Here is a 14,801-nt window from a genome sequence, read left to right on the forward strand (position 1 = left end):
TAGCGAAAAAAAGCCCCTATTGGGGCTTTTTTATTTAATAGCAATTATGAAGGAGGATTGATTTTCTCACTGATAATCTTTTCATGGGATGCAGCATTATCAGGAAGTAGTAAATTCATTACGATCGCTAGGATCCCGCATAAGCTAATACCCGTAAGACTGAAAGAACCGATACCGAATGCCATTCCGCCAATGCCGAATACCAATGTGATACCAACAATACTCAAGTTACGAGGCTCATTCATGTCAACTTGGTTCTTAATTAAAGAATTTAGACCTACTGCGGCAATCGAGCCAAACAGTAAGCACATAATACCGCCCATAACAGGTACTGGAATTGTTTGTAGTAGTGCGCCTAACTTACCAACGAAAGAAAACAGAATAGCTGTAATAGCTGTCCAAGTCATAACAACAGGGTTAAAGTTCTTCGTGAGGGTTACTGCGCCGGTGACTTCACTGTAAGTTGTATTTGGTGGCCCACCAAAGGCTGAAGCGGCAATCGTTGCCACGCCATCACCTGCTAATGTGCGGTGTAAACCTGGTTTCTTTAGATAATCTTTTCCAGTTACGTTCGAGATAGCAAGAATATCGCCAATATGTTCAACAGCAGGGGCGATTGCAACAGGGATCATAAATAGAATGGCATGCCAGTTAAACTCTGGAGCGACGAAGTTTGGCATTGCGATCCAAGCCGCTTCTCTTACCGGAGTAAAGTCAACTATTCCATAAGCAAGGCTTAAACCATAACCAACTGAAATACCCGCAAGGATAGGCATTAATTTCAAAATACCTTTTGCAAAAATAGCCACGGCAATGGTAGTGATAAGTGAGGCAAGAGAGATAAAAAGAGCGACATTTTGTTCAACAAGAACCAGGCTGCCATCTCCACTTTTTCCAACAGCCATGTTAACGGCAACGGGTGCTAGACCTAAGCCGATGACAATAATTACAGGTCCGACAACAACTGGAGGGAGTAAGCGCTTAATGAAACCGCCGCCTCTGACTTTAATCACTGAAGCTAGAAGCACATAAACAATACCAGCTGCCATCAATCCGCCCATTGTAGAAGGAATTCCCCAGGTCTGTACGCCGTACATAATAGGAGCGATGAAAGCAAAAGATGATGCTAGAAAAATTGGGATTTGACGTTTAGTTATCAATTGGAATAGCAGGGTACCTATGCCGGCGGTAAATAGTGCAACGTTGGTATCTAAGCCTGTCAGCAATGGCATTAACACCAAAGAGCCAAAGGCGACAAACAGCATCTGCGCTCCCTGCAAAGGCATGGTTAGGTTTTTCATTATCTCTCTCTTATTTTAAGTAAACCTATCAATACTAACTGTTTCTGCATGGTGTGTGTGTGAGTTATCTCTAAAATGCGTTAATTGACTTTACCGTAGCTCGTAGTTTTTACTCGGCCTAAAGCATAAAAGATGTGATACAATTTTGCCTATTGAGTCGTCCTTGAATCTTAAACATGTTGAAATTCACTTTACGTTTTTTTGTCATCTTTCCTTTTCTTGCGTGTTTATCGACATTTGTGAATGCTGCAGATGTTAGCTCGCTTGATGAAAGTGCAGTCCCTATTGAGTCCAGAACCACAGCCCTTAGAAGTCAAGGTATCAAGCAGGCCTTTGAAGCTGTGATTATGAAAAACTCAGGTACTCAGGCTGCATTGACTAATCCATTGATTGTAAAGCAGCTTAAAAATGCGAGCTCATTAATGACTCAGTATGGTTACTATGAAGATGCTGGTGAGTTGTTTCTTAAAGTCAACTTTGACCATAAACGTATAATTCGTCTACTTAGGGAAGCGGGCCTACCCGTTTGGGGTAAGCAGCGGCCTTTAACCTTAGTGTGGCTAGTTATTAATGAAGATGGTGAACGGACAATATTGAATGATGGTTCAGCGTCACCTAGTCGAAAAACCTTCGATTCAGAGTCATTAAGCCGAGGAGTCCCTTTGTTGTTTCCTTTAATGGATCTCGATGATTCAATGAAGGTAGGAGTGAATGATGTTCGCGGCCGCTTTACTGATAATGTTGCTAACGCTTCTCTAAGATATCAGGCTAATTATTTTTTAATGGCGACCGTTGAACCACAAGGAGCTGTGTACCACTATCAGATGGGACTTTACCCAAGAGATAAAGACCCACAAGCGTTGCAGATGACATCACTTATTAATACCAGTGGTGAAACGGCTACAATAGAAGAGGCGGTTACAGCAATGATCGCCGCAGCAAGTGAATATTATGTCGGTCAATTCGCGATAGCAGATTCTGGTGAGCGAAATACAACTAAGATAGCATTTGTTGATGTGACTGATATCAATCAGCTTGTCGTGATTGAACGCTATTTGGCTCAGTTAAGTGCCATCAAGTCGGCAAGTATTGCTAGTATTAAAGGGCAGACTGTTGAGTTTAATTTAGCGCTATTTGGTAATGAGTCCGATCTTCATCGGTTAATGTCACTCGACCCGCAAGTCGGGACGGTTGAGCCAAATATTCAGCAAAATCTAAGTTATTCGCCTGCAGAACCGATAGAAGCATCTCAGAAAGAGATACAGATCTATTATTGGAAAGCCCAATAGCTCCCAATCGAGAGGCACACATGCTACCATGTGTGCCTAATATAGAAATATAGCGTCATTGAGAAGTACCTGAGTGAAGTCAAACTCTCCTTTACAATTATCACTGCCAGTTCATCTACCTGATGATGAAACCTTCAATAGTTATTATCCTGCAACGGGTAATGATGAGCTTATTCAAAGTTTACAAGAATGCGCAGAGGGCAAGTCGAATGGTGCTGTATTCTTGTGGGGTCCTGAAAAATCGGGACGTACCCACCTTATGCATGCTGCCTGTGCCCATGCCAATGATCTCGGTCGAAGTAGTTTCTATATCCCGCTGGGGATCCATGCAAGTATCTCAACGGCCTTATTAGAAGGGCTGGAAAAACTGGATTTAGTCTGTATTGATGATGTAGATGCGATAGCCGGACATCCGTTATGGGAGGAGGCAATATTTGATCTCTATAATCGAATTTCAGAACAGAAAACCTGTTCGCTTGTGGTGAGTGCAAGTGTGTCTCCAAGCGATAGTGGATTCTCATTACCGGATCTTGTATCTCGCATGCAGTGGGGACTTAATTACCAGCTGCAGCCGATGGCAGATGAAGAAAAGTTAGCTGCATTACAACGCCGAGCGGCAATGAGAGGCTTGCAACTGCCAGAAGATGTTGGACGTTTTCTACTGAATCGTTTGGCGCGAGACCTAAGAACTTTATTTGATGTTTTGGATAGGCTCGATAAAGCTTCTATGGTGCACCAACGTAAGTTGACTATCCCATTCATTAAAGAAATGCTGCGTCTATAATAGTCAATTAGTAGAATACAGCTGTTTGTTCAGCACAAAATCACGAAATAAAGCCCAGATAAAAATCTGGGCTTTTACATTTATAAATTTAGCGAGAGTTAACAATTCTGTTAATCGACAGGTTTTACATGCCTATCGCCACTTAAGCGCAACTCTGGAGAAACAGTGGTGCTAGGTGAGATTCGATTTAATTGTGATTGAACAGACGGGGACAGTAAGAGGTTTTCTGACCAAGACAGACCCTGTTTCATCGCTATAGGCTCAGGTAAACCATTGACTAAAGCGGTAGCGTTAAGTTCCGGCATCATTTGGTCAATGACATATGCCGCTCGACTCTCTAAATCAGAGTCGCCAATCCGTCCCCGTTGTCCCCAATCCACGCTGATTGTGCTGCCAGTTGGATTCTCTGGTTTATCGGTAACCGCTACATCACGTTGAATTGCATATCTGTGACTCATTAAGGCTTCTTCAAATAACATTGCAGCATCTTCTCGCCTCGTGGAGTAGGCATAATAATCCGAAGCTCTGTCGGGGGAAAAGAAGCCTGTAATATCACTAGAAGTGTAGGCTTTTTGGGTTTCGTTAGCGCTAACCCCTTTGAAACTCACTTCTGCTAAATTTGTCATTTCTTGGCTATTTAACGGATAGGAAGCAACAAGTTGATCGGAAATAAGTTGTTTTGCATCACTACGGCGAAGATAGTCATCAAGCAGAGTCGGGCCCGATAAGTTGGTGTGTACGCTCCTTGGAAAGAAGTCATTAGCGTGTGCTAGTTCATGATAGAGAAGAGAGGCTAAATCTGGCATCATTTCCTGAGTCGTACGCTTGGTTCGCACACTTCTTGGCACAATATAAGAGGTATAGCTGTTATTTTTAACGTAACGCCATGGCATCAGAAAGTTTAAGTCATTACCAAAACTGCCTCGGTAATCAGGGGCTTCATTAATGGTGTCGCGCTCTTCTGCAAGTAACCAGAGATCACTAGGGTCTAAGTATATTGCTCCTGTTACAACCCAGTAAAATGAGGGGCGTACATCATAACTAATAACAATTGCGGTGACAGATTGTAAAAGGATGGCAAAATCGCTGCTAGGGTCTAAATTCTCAAGGAAGTATTCAAAATTTTCCCCCATCCATTGATGAGAGACCAGCACTCTATCTAATATCGCTTGCTTATTGACGACTGATTCTTGACCTATTAATGGTAAGCGCGATATTTGACATCCCTCTTGTAGTTGATTTGAGTATACACAGGCTTGTAAATCGTCCTTATAGGGAGAGTCTGGTTTATACGCAAAGGTTTTGGCAACTCTTTCGTCAAAATAGCTTGAGGTGATGGCATTCTCATTGGTAATTAATAGATGAACATCATCGGTAACTGACTGATCACCAATTACGCCTGTGACCCTAAGAGTCGATAGGGTATCTTCATCGACATTCGGTGCAGTGAACAAGGGCCTTTCTACCGCGCTGATGTCGACATTAAGAGCTGGGCCTGCAGCGATACACCAGCTTATTTGATTAGGGTTATTAGTTTCTGGTGTGTCAACTCTAAAGCTAACGGAATTACCTTCAGTTACCTGATGATCTACACGGGTAGCAACCTGAACTGTGCTGGCTGCTTCTACGTTTATTTCAATTGATTCAGTAAAAGATGTTTGGTTGCCTGTGACTGTTAGTTCAAATTTGTAGCTACCAGTATCGTTCGCAGTAAAGGCTAAAACAGGGCTTTTAGTGCTTTTTAAAATGAGGCTACTACCAGCTGTTTGAGTCCAGTTAAATTGATGTTCTGTGACATTGTTTGCTTTGAGCGTTGCGATGATTGCTGCAGGTTGGCCAGCCTTATAGTTTGGCTCTGTATGAAACACAAGCATAGTAGCTGTTGTGACTTGATTAAGTTGACTCTCCGAGTCACACCGAACTAGACCATCAGGTATAACTGGAGGTGGAGTTATGTCACCAGGGCCTTGTGGCGAGTTGTCACTGCTCCCACCACACGCAGTGAGCCCCATTGCACTTATCAATATGTAGCATAAGGAACGCTTCATGGAATTATCCTTTGTTATTATATTTTTTAGGCTGATAAGCAATATAGCACGATAAATGTTAAGCAAACAAAGGGTAGTTTAACGGTATGTTAAGCTTTGAGGGGGGAGGATATGAGGGGCAAACTACAGAGCGAAGACGACTTTAAGTGCATCTTCGCTCTAGATGATTAGCTTTTCTTTTTCTTTAAGCCCAGTCCAAGTTCTCGGCCACGGATCCGAGCATAAAAAGGGAAACCAACCAGTAAACTTGCAATGAGTAAAGATTCAACAACAGCAAAGAGTGTGTCCGTTTCTGTTACATAAACTAAGGTAAGGGCATGTAACATATAAAGACAAAGAATAAAGCTGGCCCATGCATAAGTGTAGGGCTTGCCGGTTAAAATACCTTTGAGAGGCAGAAGTAGAGGTATGAGCCATAGAAGGCTAAATAGCATCGAATATTCGCCAGTTAACCCTTGGCGTATGAACCATGCCCCTAACAACATGACCAGTGCCACATAACCTGTGCGACAAAGCTTAAATAGGGTAGTCGAGTTCATTAATTGACTCTCTTATAAAATAGAAAGAACGTTTTCTGGCGGACGTCCGATAGCGGCTTTATTATTTGCTAACACAATAGGACGTTCAATCAGCTTTGGTGTATCGATCATAGCCTGAATTAACTGCTCATCAGTTAAAGACGTATCACTCAGGCCGAGGTCTTTATATTCAACCTCTTTGGTACGCATCATTTCTCTTGGTGCGAGATTTAATTTGGTTAAAATATCAGTGATATCGGCTGTTGAAACTGCTGTCTTCAAATACTCAATAATATGAATAGTACAGTTATTTTCTTCTAACAAGGCCAAGGTTTGGCGACTTTTAGAACATCTTGGGTTGTGATAAATAGTAGCGCTTGTCATATGCAACTTATTGTTATTAAAGGTTGTGACTATGATACTTTATTTTGTGATCATAGTCACAGTGAAACTGCTGTTACTGTAATTGTTCTAGTGCGCGGTCTGCTTGCCTAAATTGCCTGATCCGGGCTTCGATTCTTGCTAACTGCAGTGGATCGCCTTTAGATTCACGATAAGCAAAATTTAATTGATCGATAGCTGTCTTATAATCGGCAACTAGTGCAAGTGATTCGGCCTTTACAAAGTACTCCATCGCCTTGTTACCGTTCTTTTTATAAGCGGTATTTAATAAAAAATAAGGTAATGGGTTTTGTTTATCGAGAAAAATCAGGTCTTCAAGTAGAGGGATGGCTTTACTTATCTGATCATCTTCTATGTAGACATTGGCAAGATTGGTATTAACCACTGGAGATGTTGGCTTTAACTGTCTTTGTGTTAATAGCAGTTCAATAGCCTCATTTTGAGCACCTTTTTGGCTGAGCAGATCGGTTTTAGTATCGATAAAGAACAGATTATTAGGGCTCTTAGCTAAAAGCTCATCGATAATTTTTTCTGATTCGGCATATTTCTTTAATCTAAATAGCGCTAAAGCCTTGCCATACTCAGCTGCACTTTTAAAGGTGTAGCGGCGGTGTTTGAGTTGTTTCTCAAAGATTGAGAGCGCAGCTTGTTCACTATAACCAGAAAACCTGACTTGAATTCTAGCTTTAGCAAGCTGGAAGTTCAGATTGTCGGGAATTTGTCTATGTGGATATTGCTCGGCGCGAATTCGCGCCTCTGAGATCCGTGATTCGGGCAATGGATGCGTTAGCAGCATTTGTGGTGGTTTAGTGGTGAAGCGGTACCGAGTTGCTAATTTACCAAAAAAATCAGCAGCTCCATTGGGGTCAAATCCTGCATCAACCATGACTTGCATGCCGATGCGGTCAGCTTCTTTTTCATGAAGGCGGGTGTAGTTAATCTTTGACTGGGTGGCTAGTGCCTGAGTCGTAGCTAACGCCGCCATGCCTGCTTGAGGGGAGGCGATAGTTAACAAAATAGCGCCTAGCATACCAGCTATCGTCGCTGGCGAGGTTTTTTGTTGCGCTTCAATAGAGCGCGCTAAGTGACGCTGGGTAACGTGGGTAATTTCGTGGCCGATAACGGAAGCTAGTTCACTTTCTGTGTCAGCATTAAGAAATAATCCTGTATGCACGCCAACATGTCCGCCAAAGAATGCAAACGCGTTAATTTCATCATTTCTTAATAAGAAAAAGTAAAAAGGGGTTTTTACACCTGTAGCATGAGCAACAAGTTTATTACCTAATTCAGTTAAGTATTGATTTAAAACAGGATCGTTGAGCATAGGTGCAGAGCCACGGATCACCCGCATGTAGGCATCACCCACTTCAGTCTCTTTTTCTAAACTGAATGTATTAACAGCTGCAGTCCCTAAGTCAGGTAAATCGTTATTGGCATATGTAACAGCAGAGCTAGTGCATAAAATAAAAGACAGGGCTCCAGCGATAACGGATTTTGAAAAAGTTAATTTACTCAAGCGGATCCTTAAATTGGGCTATGCTTCTGTTATTGTCAAACCATAATGCTTGCTTGTGGTTTGCGTTGCTTATTAGGATAATAGCCTTGGATTGGTTATAGCAAGTTCATTATGATTATTATTGATTTAACACAATATCGTTGTCCGTTGCCGTTAGTAAAAGTCAAACTCGCACTTAAGCAACTGGCTGTGGGAGAATGCATTCGTGTTGTCTTATCAGACCCCGGTTCTAGGCAAGATGTTCCCCGCTATTTAAAAAAAGCGGATATTTGCCATGCAGTGTTTGAAGATAATGACACCATCTTGTCGTTAACCGTGACTAAGTAAAAGAGACTTTATACAATTTTACGTTGAGTAAAATATTATTTTTATGATGGCCGCAAAGGATTAAAATGGCTGTCGAGCTAGGGAGTATGAATGTTATCTGTTTTAAGCCGTTGGTATAAAGAACGTTTTAGTGATCCACAAGCTGTAACCTTAATGCTTATCTTAATGGGTTTAGCCCTTGCGATATACTTTGCTGGTGGCTTATTAGCGCCTTTACTGATCGCATTGGTTTTAGCATTTTTATTGGAATGGCCCGTAGCTCAAATGGCTCGTGTCGGCATCAACCGCACCACTGCTGCCTCATTAGTTCTTGTCCTATTCATCGGTTTAATGCTGTTAATTAGTTTTGGCCTCGTACCGAGTGTGTGGCGTCAGGGAGTGAGCTTGATGGCAGACCTACCGAGTATGATCGATAAAGGGCTTAATACCGCGCAGCTTTATATTAATAAATACCCTCAGTTTGTTAACCCAAGTCAGCTAGATACCATGGTTGCCGAGCTTAAGAAGATGTTAGATACCCAACATCTACTCGATATAGGTAAACAACTTTTAGGATATTCTGCCTCATTATTAGTGCTAATGGTGTACGCCATTCTAATCCCCTTGCTGGTTTTTTTCTTTTTAAAAGATAAAGATGAATTAATTAAAGGCAGTAAGCGTTTCTTTCCCACCAATCGAGATTTGGCGCGTAAAGTATGGAATGAGATGCACCAACAGATCTTTAACTACATCCGCGGAAAAATTATTGAGATAGTTATCATAGGTGTGGCCAGCTATATCTTCTTTGCCTTAATGGATCTTCGCTACGCGGCGTTATTAGGTGTGTTAACTGGATTGTCTGTATTAATCCCCTATGTTGGTGCAACACTAGTGACACTCCCTATTGCACTTGTAGCGTTTGTTCAGTGGGGATTCAGTCCCGAATTTGGTTACCTTATGGTGGGTTACGGCATTATCCAAGCACTAGATGGTAATGTGCTAGTACCATTGCTGTTCTCTGATGCAGTGGATTTACATCCTGTGTTTATTATTGCGGCTGTGCTTATTTTTGGCGGTTTATGGGGAGTCTGGGGAGTCTTTTTTGCAATCCCATTAGCCTCGTTAGTTAAGGCTGTTATCAACGCTTGGCCAGTTCCAAATAGTTTAGACAAACAACAAGTTGAAGCGAAAGAGAATATCGCCTTACCTGATGTAAAGTAGGCTAGTTTGGACTCATTCAAAGGGGCTTAAGCCCCTTTTTTAGATCTGCTTATCTCACTCTTATTAAGCGAATACATTCTTATATCGATTGGTACAATTGCTCTTTAGCGCTCATAGCTAATGCTCGATATATAACGCTGGTTTGTTTGGCTTTAATGTTCCAGTGTTGCCAATACAAGGGAACTTGCATTCTTTTATGAGGGAAGATTTCGACTAACTCACCAGTCTCTATTAATGGCTTGGCCTGTAAATGTGCAACTAATCCATAGCCTAATCCCATTTTGATCGCTTCAAGGAAACTTTCGGAAGAGGGTATTTTGTGTTCCCGCCAACTCTTGTCATTAATGTCAAAGTAGAAGCTGAGGAACTTATCATGTAGCTTGTCTTTGGTGGAAAACACCACTGCTGGCGCAAAACTAATGTCATTTAAAGGATCGTCAGAACTAAAATATTGTTCAATAAAATCGGGCGTGGCCACACATTGGTATTCGATATTTCCGAGAAACTCACTACTGCAACCTGACAGCGCCAGTTGCGTGGTTGTGACACAGCCAACAGCTTCGCCATTTTTGAGTAGATGGTGGGTATAAGATTCATCATCAACTACCAATTCTAACAGCCATTTATGCTGCTTAAATGTCTGAGTTAACGCGGGTAAAAACCAGGTGGCAAGACTGTCAGCATTGACTGCAATTTTAACTATTGTAGGGAGGGACGGGTCATCAACATCCATTTCAGAGCGTAACTCGCTTTCAAGTAATTGAACTTGTGCGTAATGCCTAAGCAGTCGCTTGCCGGTTTCAGTGGCTCTGACAGGGTTCGTTCTAACTAAAAGCGCTTGTCCAACCTTATCCTCTAGCTGCTTGATCCTCTGAGAGACCGCTGATTGACTGATATACAGATGTTGAGCTGCCTTATCAAATCCGCCTTGAGACACGACTATGGATAGTGCTTTGAGATGGGCGTAATCAAACATCTTTGCTCCTAGTTATAAAACTGCCTGAGATAAGTTTTACTTATACATTATAAGATTTATTAGTTGTACTTATTTTTGGCTGCCGATTATGCTTGCGCCATCGAATTTAAGCTGGTTTTGAGGCAATGATGCAAACAGCATTTATACAGGGTATGGGAATTGGCGGAAGCCTAATTATGGCAGTCGGTGCGCAAAATGCATTTGTTTTAAAACAAGGGCTTAAGCGGTCGCATTCTTTACCTATCGCGGCGATTTGTTCGTTTATCGATGCGATTATGATCACCGCCGGCGTAGCAGGGTTAGGTCATCTCATTTTAGCCTTTCCATTGATTAAAGATATCGCAAGTATTGGTGGGGCGCTTTTTCTGCTTATTTATGGGTACGGAGCGCTAAAATCTTCATTTAGTGAGTCGAGAATGGAAAGTGAGCAAGGGTTGGCGGCTGATAGTCTAAAGAAGGCTGTGTTAACTACTCTGGCAATTAGTTTACTAAACCCTCATCTCTATCTGGATACAGTGGTTCTACTGGGCAGCATTAGCGTGCAATTTGAGGGTACAGAAAAACAATGGTTTGGAGCCGGTGCAGTATTGGCTTCTTTTGTTTGGTTCTTTAGTTTAAGTCTAGGGGCAAAATACTTAAGTCCTGTGTTTAAAAATCCTAAGGCATGGTGTTACTTAGATAGGTTTATTTGTATTACTATGTGGTCAATCGCTGCAGCGTTAATTTATCCTTATGTAGTATAAAAAAAGGAGCCAATTGGCTCCTTTTTTCGATCAACATTATTGACCCTTTATATGTGCGAGTACGACTTCGTGGTGGTCTTTGGTTTTAAATTTATTAAACACGTGAGCGATTTTGCCATCTTGGCCAATTAAGAAGCTCAGACGGTGAATGCCATCGTAAACTTTACCCATAAACTTTTTCTCGCCCCACACTCCAAACGCATCGGCAATTGCATGGTCTTCATCACTGAGTAGTGAAAAGTTAAGCGCTTGCTTGTCGGAAAACTTTGCAAGTTTGGCAACTGGATCTGGGCTTAAGCCTAACACAGTCACAGATAAGTCATTGAGATCTTCCTTGCTGTCTCTCAGGCCACAAGCCTGCACTGTACAGCCCGGAGTAGAGGCTTTGGGGTAGAAGTAAACCAGTACTGGACCGGATGTTAAGGCCTCAGCAAGACTGATGGTTTCATCTCTTTGGTTTTGTAAGGTAAATAACGGGGCTTGTTCGCCAACGGTTAAGGTTTTCATATTGTTATCCTTAAAAATTTTAGCTTTCGACACCTTGCATACGCTCAATAGCACATTCTAGTGTTAGTTCATTTGCTAATTCATTTAAACCGATTTCTAACTTATCTAGGTCAACTTTCTCAGGCACATTAATGGTTAGACTAATGTTTTGTGTTGGTCTCCCTGTCGCATCTTCTTCAGCATGGGATTTTACCGCTGCGAGGTCTAACGATCGGTCAGCTAAGAACTGAGTGATCTTTTTCATCGTGCCGCGCTGATCGAGACCACTGAAATTAACTTCTAAATTGGAGATGTAATTTTGCGGTGTATGTTTTGAGGTGCGTTTCATCACCGTTAATAATTCTAACTCAACACTTAAGCTGGGTAATGTTGACTCTATCTTGGTGATAGATGGCCATGAGCCCGAAAGCATCATAATCAAGGTAAATTCGTTACCGAAAAGTGCCATGCGACTATCAACGATATCGCAGTCACACTCACTCGCGAGTCGTGCAAATTTACTTACAATACCAGGACGGTCGACCCCCATTGCAGTAACGACCAAGTGATTGGACATTCAATACCCCATTTTTTTATTAGTTAGACTTTAAAAAAGCGTCAAATAAATAACGGTTTTCTATGCGGTGGCTAATGCTATCACAAGTTAATCAGATTGCGACCCTTGTCATTGTGATCTTGTAACATATTTAATATGTTTCAACTTGATGATGAATATGCTTAAGTCTTGCGTCGTAGTGCTTGTTTTTAGTGGATTGCATCAGTACCATAGCCTGTCCTGAACCCTTGGGGAATACACATGATATACGGAAGCATCGTTGCCTTAGTCACGCCAATGAATAGTGACGGCACAGTTGATTATAAAAGTCTTGAAAGTTTAGTTGAGTACCATATCGCCCAAGGTACAGATGCCATCGTTGCTGTTGGCACAACTGGTGAGTCAGCTACATTACCAGCTAAAGAACATATTGCTGTTGTTGAGCAGACGGTAAAGTTTGCTGCGGGCAGAATTCCAATTATTGGTGGTAATGGCGCCAATGCCACCGCTGAAGCGGTAGAGTTAACTAAAGGTCTATCTAATGTCGGTGTAGCAGCCATGTTAGGTGTTACGCCTTATTATAATAAGCCAACGCCAAAGGGGCTTATTGCGCATTATACTGCGGTTGCCGCGAGTACTGATGTACCGCAAATCCTTTATAACGTTCCAGGTAGAACCGCTGTCGATATGCGTCCTGAAACCGTCGCTCAGCTTGTTGGTATTAAAAACATCATAGGTGTTAAAGAGGCGACGGGTGATCTTTCCCGTGTCAAAGAGCTACGTAATTTATGTGGTGACGATTTCCTTCTTTATAGCGGCGATGATGCGACAGCAAGAGAGTTTCTCTCATTAGGCGGTAATGGCGTTATTTCTGTTGCAAATAATATCGTACCAAAAGAGTTTAAAGCCATGTGTGATGCGGCTCTTAGTGGCAATATTTCAGCGGCACTATCGGCTGAAGAGTCTATTAAAGATTTGTTTAGTGTCTTGTTTTGCGAAGCTAACCCTATCCCTGTAAAATGGGCTGTCCATCGTATGGGACTTATTAGCAACGGAACAATTCGTTTACCTTTGACTGAACTTTCTACCGAGTTTCATGGTCTGTTGCTAGAAGCGATGAAAAATGCCCGAATAGAGGTTAAATAATAAATGCTAAAGCAAATATCACCACTGATTTTAGTTGCAGCCGTTACTGCATGTAGTACGCCAATTGACAGAAGGCAAGCTAACGATACAGATCAGAACTACCAAGATCTGACTGTTGAGCCACAATTAGTTATTCCTGAAGGCCTACATGCGCCGACGTACAGTAAAGAATACGATATTCCTGCTGTAGGAAGTAAAGTCGATGTAACCTTAGTCGGTAAGAGTTTAGATATTCGTCCACCTCTACAGGTACTGCCAATGGCTGAAGGTACTCGTGTAGAAGACGGGACTGATAATATTAAGATTGTTGTTGAGTCAATTGATAACGATATCGATCTTAAAGAAGAACTGTTTGATGTCTTGAAAGACTATTTCGCTAGCAAATCAATTTCGCTACGAAGTGAAGATTACCAAAAAGGCACACTTGAGACCGATTGGATTGAAAGTGATCAGGTAATTGAATCAAGTTTTTGGGGCAGCGATAAAGTTTACAAGCTTAAGCAGCGCTACATGTATCATGTCGATGTACGCCCACATGGTCGTAGCGGTAACTTAACTATCGATCTTATCGAACATGAAGAAAGCTTCGATGGTGATTTACAAGACATACTGTTAAGTGGCGAAGATAAGCGTCGCTATACGATCGATCGGTTGAATGACTCAATTAGTTACATCAGCATTGAGCGTGCCAAAGCTCTTAAGGCTAAACGTCTTAAGCAAAGCTTAGGTATTGATGTGGACCTGATTGCCCAAGCCGAAGAGCAAGCATATTGGCTGGCAGATGCTAAGTTTAAACGTACTTGGGATCGTCTACGAATCGTATTACCGGAGATGGGCTTTGAGATCATCGATATGGACAGCAATAAAGGACTGCTTTATATCAATGTTACCGATGACTCAGGCTTCTGGAGTTCATTATGGAGTGAGAAAGAACTGCCGATTGAGGCTGGCTCTTACCGGATTGAGCTAAAAGATGGAGCCGATGATAAAACAGAAATCCATCTGTTAAATGCGAAAAACGAACCTCTCTCTAGTGAGGTGGTTAGCGCAGTTTATGAAGGCTTCTCTGAATTAATGCAAGAAGATCGCAAGACGCGTTAACATGTAACGCAATAATAGAAAAAGGAGCCTAGGGCTCCTTTTTTTGTTTTAGCTAGTCCATGACAGTCGCTGAATTCTTTAATATTTGCGCTGAAGAGGATCTGCTTTAGATTTTATTTGGTTTTATCCTTAAAAACATTCCACTTCATCAAGCTCATATTCCACTGTTTAACTCTAATAAACAGCGATTTTTACATCAGTGATATCAGAGTTCGCTTGTTATACCAATCAGTATAAGAAGTTGATCTACTCAGAGCGTTTTTGGCAAACAAATTCAAGGCGAGTAACTGAAAGAATGGTTGCTCCCTTGTGAAGTTATTCAACGCAGAAGTAGGCAGCCAAAAACGCTCGAGAATGGCGAGTTTTAGCGGCTCTGATACTGCGTTAACAAGCTTAAACGTAGAATAA

15 protein-coding genes and 1 pseudogene are annotated in these 14,801 nt (G+C 41.8%); 7 read left to right on the top strand and 9 right to left on the bottom strand.

Annotation, left to right across the window (positions count from 1 at the left end):
- Positions 1–44: 44 nt before the first annotated feature.
- Positions 45–1,301: a uracil-xanthine permease family protein gene (locus tag K5Q73_RS19820; RefSeq protein WP_220765184.1), complete on the bottom strand. Its 1,257-nt coding sequence runs from the start codon at positions 1,299–1,301 to the stop codon at positions 45–47.
- A 176-nt stretch (positions 1,302–1,477) separates the two neighbouring features.
- Between K5Q73_RS19820 and K5Q73_RS19825 the strand changes: the two genes are divergently transcribed.
- Both K5Q73_RS19825 and hda read left to right on the top strand, forming a co-directional pair.
- Positions 1,478–2,590: a DUF2066 domain-containing protein gene (locus K5Q73_RS19825; protein ID WP_220765183.1), complete on the top strand. Its 1,113-nt coding sequence runs from the start codon at positions 1,478–1,480 to the stop codon at positions 2,588–2,590.
- Positions 2,591–2,663: 73 nt separating this feature from the next.
- Positions 2,664–3,374 carry a DnaA inactivator Hda gene (hda, locus tag K5Q73_RS19830; protein WP_012155207.1) on the top strand — a complete coding sequence of 237 codons (711 nt, stop codon included), beginning with the start codon at positions 2,664–2,666 and terminating at the stop codon, positions 3,372–3,374.
- A gap of 110 nt (positions 3,375–3,484) precedes the next feature.
- Here hda and K5Q73_RS19835 read toward each other — a convergent pair whose 3' ends face one another.
- The 4 genes from K5Q73_RS19835 to K5Q73_RS19850 all read right to left on the bottom strand — a co-directional run bounded on the left by K5Q73_RS19835 (position 3,485) and on the right by K5Q73_RS19850 (position 7,858).
- On the bottom strand, positions 3,485–5,422 hold the full coding sequence (locus tag K5Q73_RS19835; RefSeq protein ID WP_220765182.1) for a hypothetical protein: 1,938 nt from the start codon (positions 5,420–5,422) through the stop codon (positions 3,485–3,487).
- 167 nt (positions 5,423–5,589) lie between these two features.
- Positions 5,590–5,961, bottom strand: a complete 372-nt coding sequence (locus tag K5Q73_RS19840; protein ID WP_220765181.1) for a DUF2069 domain-containing protein — start codon at positions 5,959–5,961, stop codon at positions 5,590–5,592.
- A gap of 12 nt (positions 5,962–5,973) precedes the next feature.
- Positions 5,974–6,324: an arsenate reductase (glutaredoxin) gene (gene arsC, locus K5Q73_RS19845; protein ID WP_220765180.1), complete on the bottom strand. Its 351-nt coding sequence runs from the start codon at positions 6,322–6,324 to the stop codon at positions 5,974–5,976.
- Between the two features lie 73 nt (positions 6,325–6,397).
- Positions 6,398–7,858, bottom strand: a complete 1,461-nt coding sequence (locus K5Q73_RS19850; RefSeq protein WP_220765179.1) for a M48 family metalloprotease — start codon at positions 7,856–7,858, stop codon at positions 6,398–6,400.
- 111 nt (positions 7,859–7,969) lie between these two features.
- On the opposite strand from K5Q73_RS19850, the gene K5Q73_RS19855 reads away from it, so the two are divergent.
- Both K5Q73_RS19855 and K5Q73_RS19860 read left to right on the top strand, forming a co-directional pair.
- Positions 7,970–8,185, top strand: a complete 216-nt coding sequence (locus tag K5Q73_RS19855) for a sulfurtransferase TusA family protein (RefSeq protein ID WP_220765178.1) — start codon at positions 7,970–7,972, stop codon at positions 8,183–8,185.
- Between the two features lie 90 nt (positions 8,186–8,275).
- Complete coding sequence (locus K5Q73_RS19860; RefSeq protein ID WP_220765177.1) at positions 8,276–9,385, top strand: AI-2E family transporter; 1,110 nt, start codon at positions 8,276–8,278, stop codon at positions 9,383–9,385.
- Between the two features lie 79 nt (positions 9,386–9,464).
- Here the strand turns inward: K5Q73_RS19860 and K5Q73_RS19865 are convergent, their stop codons facing one another.
- Entirely contained in the window at positions 9,465–10,361 is an 897-nt protein-coding gene (locus K5Q73_RS19865) for a LysR family transcriptional regulator ArgP (RefSeq protein ID WP_220765176.1), read from the bottom strand.
- 128 nt (positions 10,362–10,489) lie between these two features.
- On the opposite strand from K5Q73_RS19865, the gene K5Q73_RS19870 reads away from it, so the two are divergent.
- Positions 10,490–11,104: a LysE/ArgO family amino acid transporter gene (locus K5Q73_RS19870; RefSeq protein WP_220765208.1), complete on the top strand. Its 615-nt coding sequence runs from the start codon at positions 10,490–10,492 to the stop codon at positions 11,102–11,104.
- A gap of 36 nt (positions 11,105–11,140) precedes the next feature.
- Here the strand turns inward: K5Q73_RS19870 and bcp are convergent, their stop codons facing one another.
- Positions 11,141–11,611, bottom strand: coding sequence for a thioredoxin-dependent thiol peroxidase (gene bcp, locus K5Q73_RS19875; protein WP_220765175.1), 471 nt, complete (start codon positions 11,609–11,611; stop codon positions 11,141–11,143).
- Between the two features lie 19 nt (positions 11,612–11,630).
- On the bottom strand, positions 11,631–12,167 hold the full coding sequence (locus tag K5Q73_RS19880) for a glycine cleavage system protein R (RefSeq protein ID WP_220765174.1): 537 nt from the start codon (positions 12,165–12,167) through the stop codon (positions 11,631–11,633).
- Positions 12,168–12,407: 240 nt separating this feature from the next.
- Between K5Q73_RS19880 and dapA the strand changes: the two genes are divergently transcribed.
- Positions 12,408–13,292: a 4-hydroxy-tetrahydrodipicolinate synthase gene (gene dapA, locus K5Q73_RS19885; protein ID WP_220765172.1), complete on the top strand. Its 885-nt coding sequence runs from the start codon at positions 12,408–12,410 to the stop codon at positions 13,290–13,292.
- 3 nt (positions 13,293–13,295) lie between these two features.
- Positions 13,296–14,393: an outer membrane protein assembly factor BamC gene (bamC, locus tag K5Q73_RS19890; RefSeq protein ID WP_220765170.1), complete on the top strand. Its 1,098-nt coding sequence runs from the start codon at positions 13,296–13,298 to the stop codon at positions 14,391–14,393.
- Between the two features lie 191 nt (positions 14,394–14,584).
- Here bamC and K5Q73_RS19895 read toward each other — a convergent pair.
- Positions 14,585–14,801 (bottom strand): annotated as a pseudogene (locus tag K5Q73_RS19895) (hypothetical protein); the annotation flags it as partial.

Source organism: Shewanella sp. MBTL60-112-B2 (assembly GCF_019655055.1).
Lineage (GTDB): Bacteria > Pseudomonadota > Gammaproteobacteria > Enterobacterales > Shewanellaceae > Shewanella.

Excerpts from the sequence above, each read along its gene's own strand:
- K5Q73_RS19820 (WP_220765184.1), bottom strand. The coding sequence starts at position 1,301 with ATGAAAAACCTAACCATGCCTTTGCAGGGAGCGCAGATGCTGTTTGTC.
- K5Q73_RS19825 (WP_220765183.1), top strand. The coding sequence starts at position 1,478 with ATGTTGAAATTCACTTTACGTTTTTTTGTCATCTTTCCTTTTCTTGCG.
- K5Q73_RS19835 (WP_220765182.1), bottom strand. The coding sequence starts at position 5,422 with ATGAAGCGTTCCTTATGCTACATATTGATAAGTGCAATGGGGCTCACT.
- K5Q73_RS19840 (WP_220765181.1), bottom strand. The coding sequence starts at position 5,961 with ATGAACTCGACTACCCTATTTAAGCTTTGTCGCACAGGTTATGTGGCA.
- arsC (WP_220765180.1), bottom strand. The coding sequence starts at position 6,324 with ATGACAAGCGCTACTATTTATCACAACCCAAGATGTTCTAAAAGTCGC.
- K5Q73_RS19855 (WP_220765178.1), top strand. The coding sequence starts at position 7,970 with ATGATTATTATTGATTTAACACAATATCGTTGTCCGTTGCCGTTAGTA.
- K5Q73_RS19860 (WP_220765177.1), top strand. The coding sequence starts at position 8,276 with ATGTTATCTGTTTTAAGCCGTTGGTATAAAGAACGTTTTAGTGATCCA.
- K5Q73_RS19865 (WP_220765176.1), bottom strand. The coding sequence starts at position 10,361 with ATGTTTGATTACGCCCATCTCAAAGCACTATCCATAGTCGTGTCTCAA.
- K5Q73_RS19870 (WP_220765208.1), top strand. The coding sequence starts at position 10,490 with ATGCAAACAGCATTTATACAGGGTATGGGAATTGGCGGAAGCCTAATT.
- bcp (WP_220765175.1), bottom strand. The coding sequence starts at position 11,611 with ATGAAAACCTTAACCGTTGGCGAACAAGCCCCGTTATTTACCTTACAA.
- K5Q73_RS19880 (WP_220765174.1), bottom strand. The coding sequence starts at position 12,167 with ATGTCCAATCACTTGGTCGTTACTGCAATGGGGGTCGACCGTCCTGGT.
- dapA (WP_220765172.1), top strand. The coding sequence starts at position 12,408 with ATGATATACGGAAGCATCGTTGCCTTAGTCACGCCAATGAATAGTGAC.
- bamC (WP_220765170.1), top strand. The coding sequence starts at position 13,296 with ATGCTAAAGCAAATATCACCACTGATTTTAGTTGCAGCCGTTACTGCA.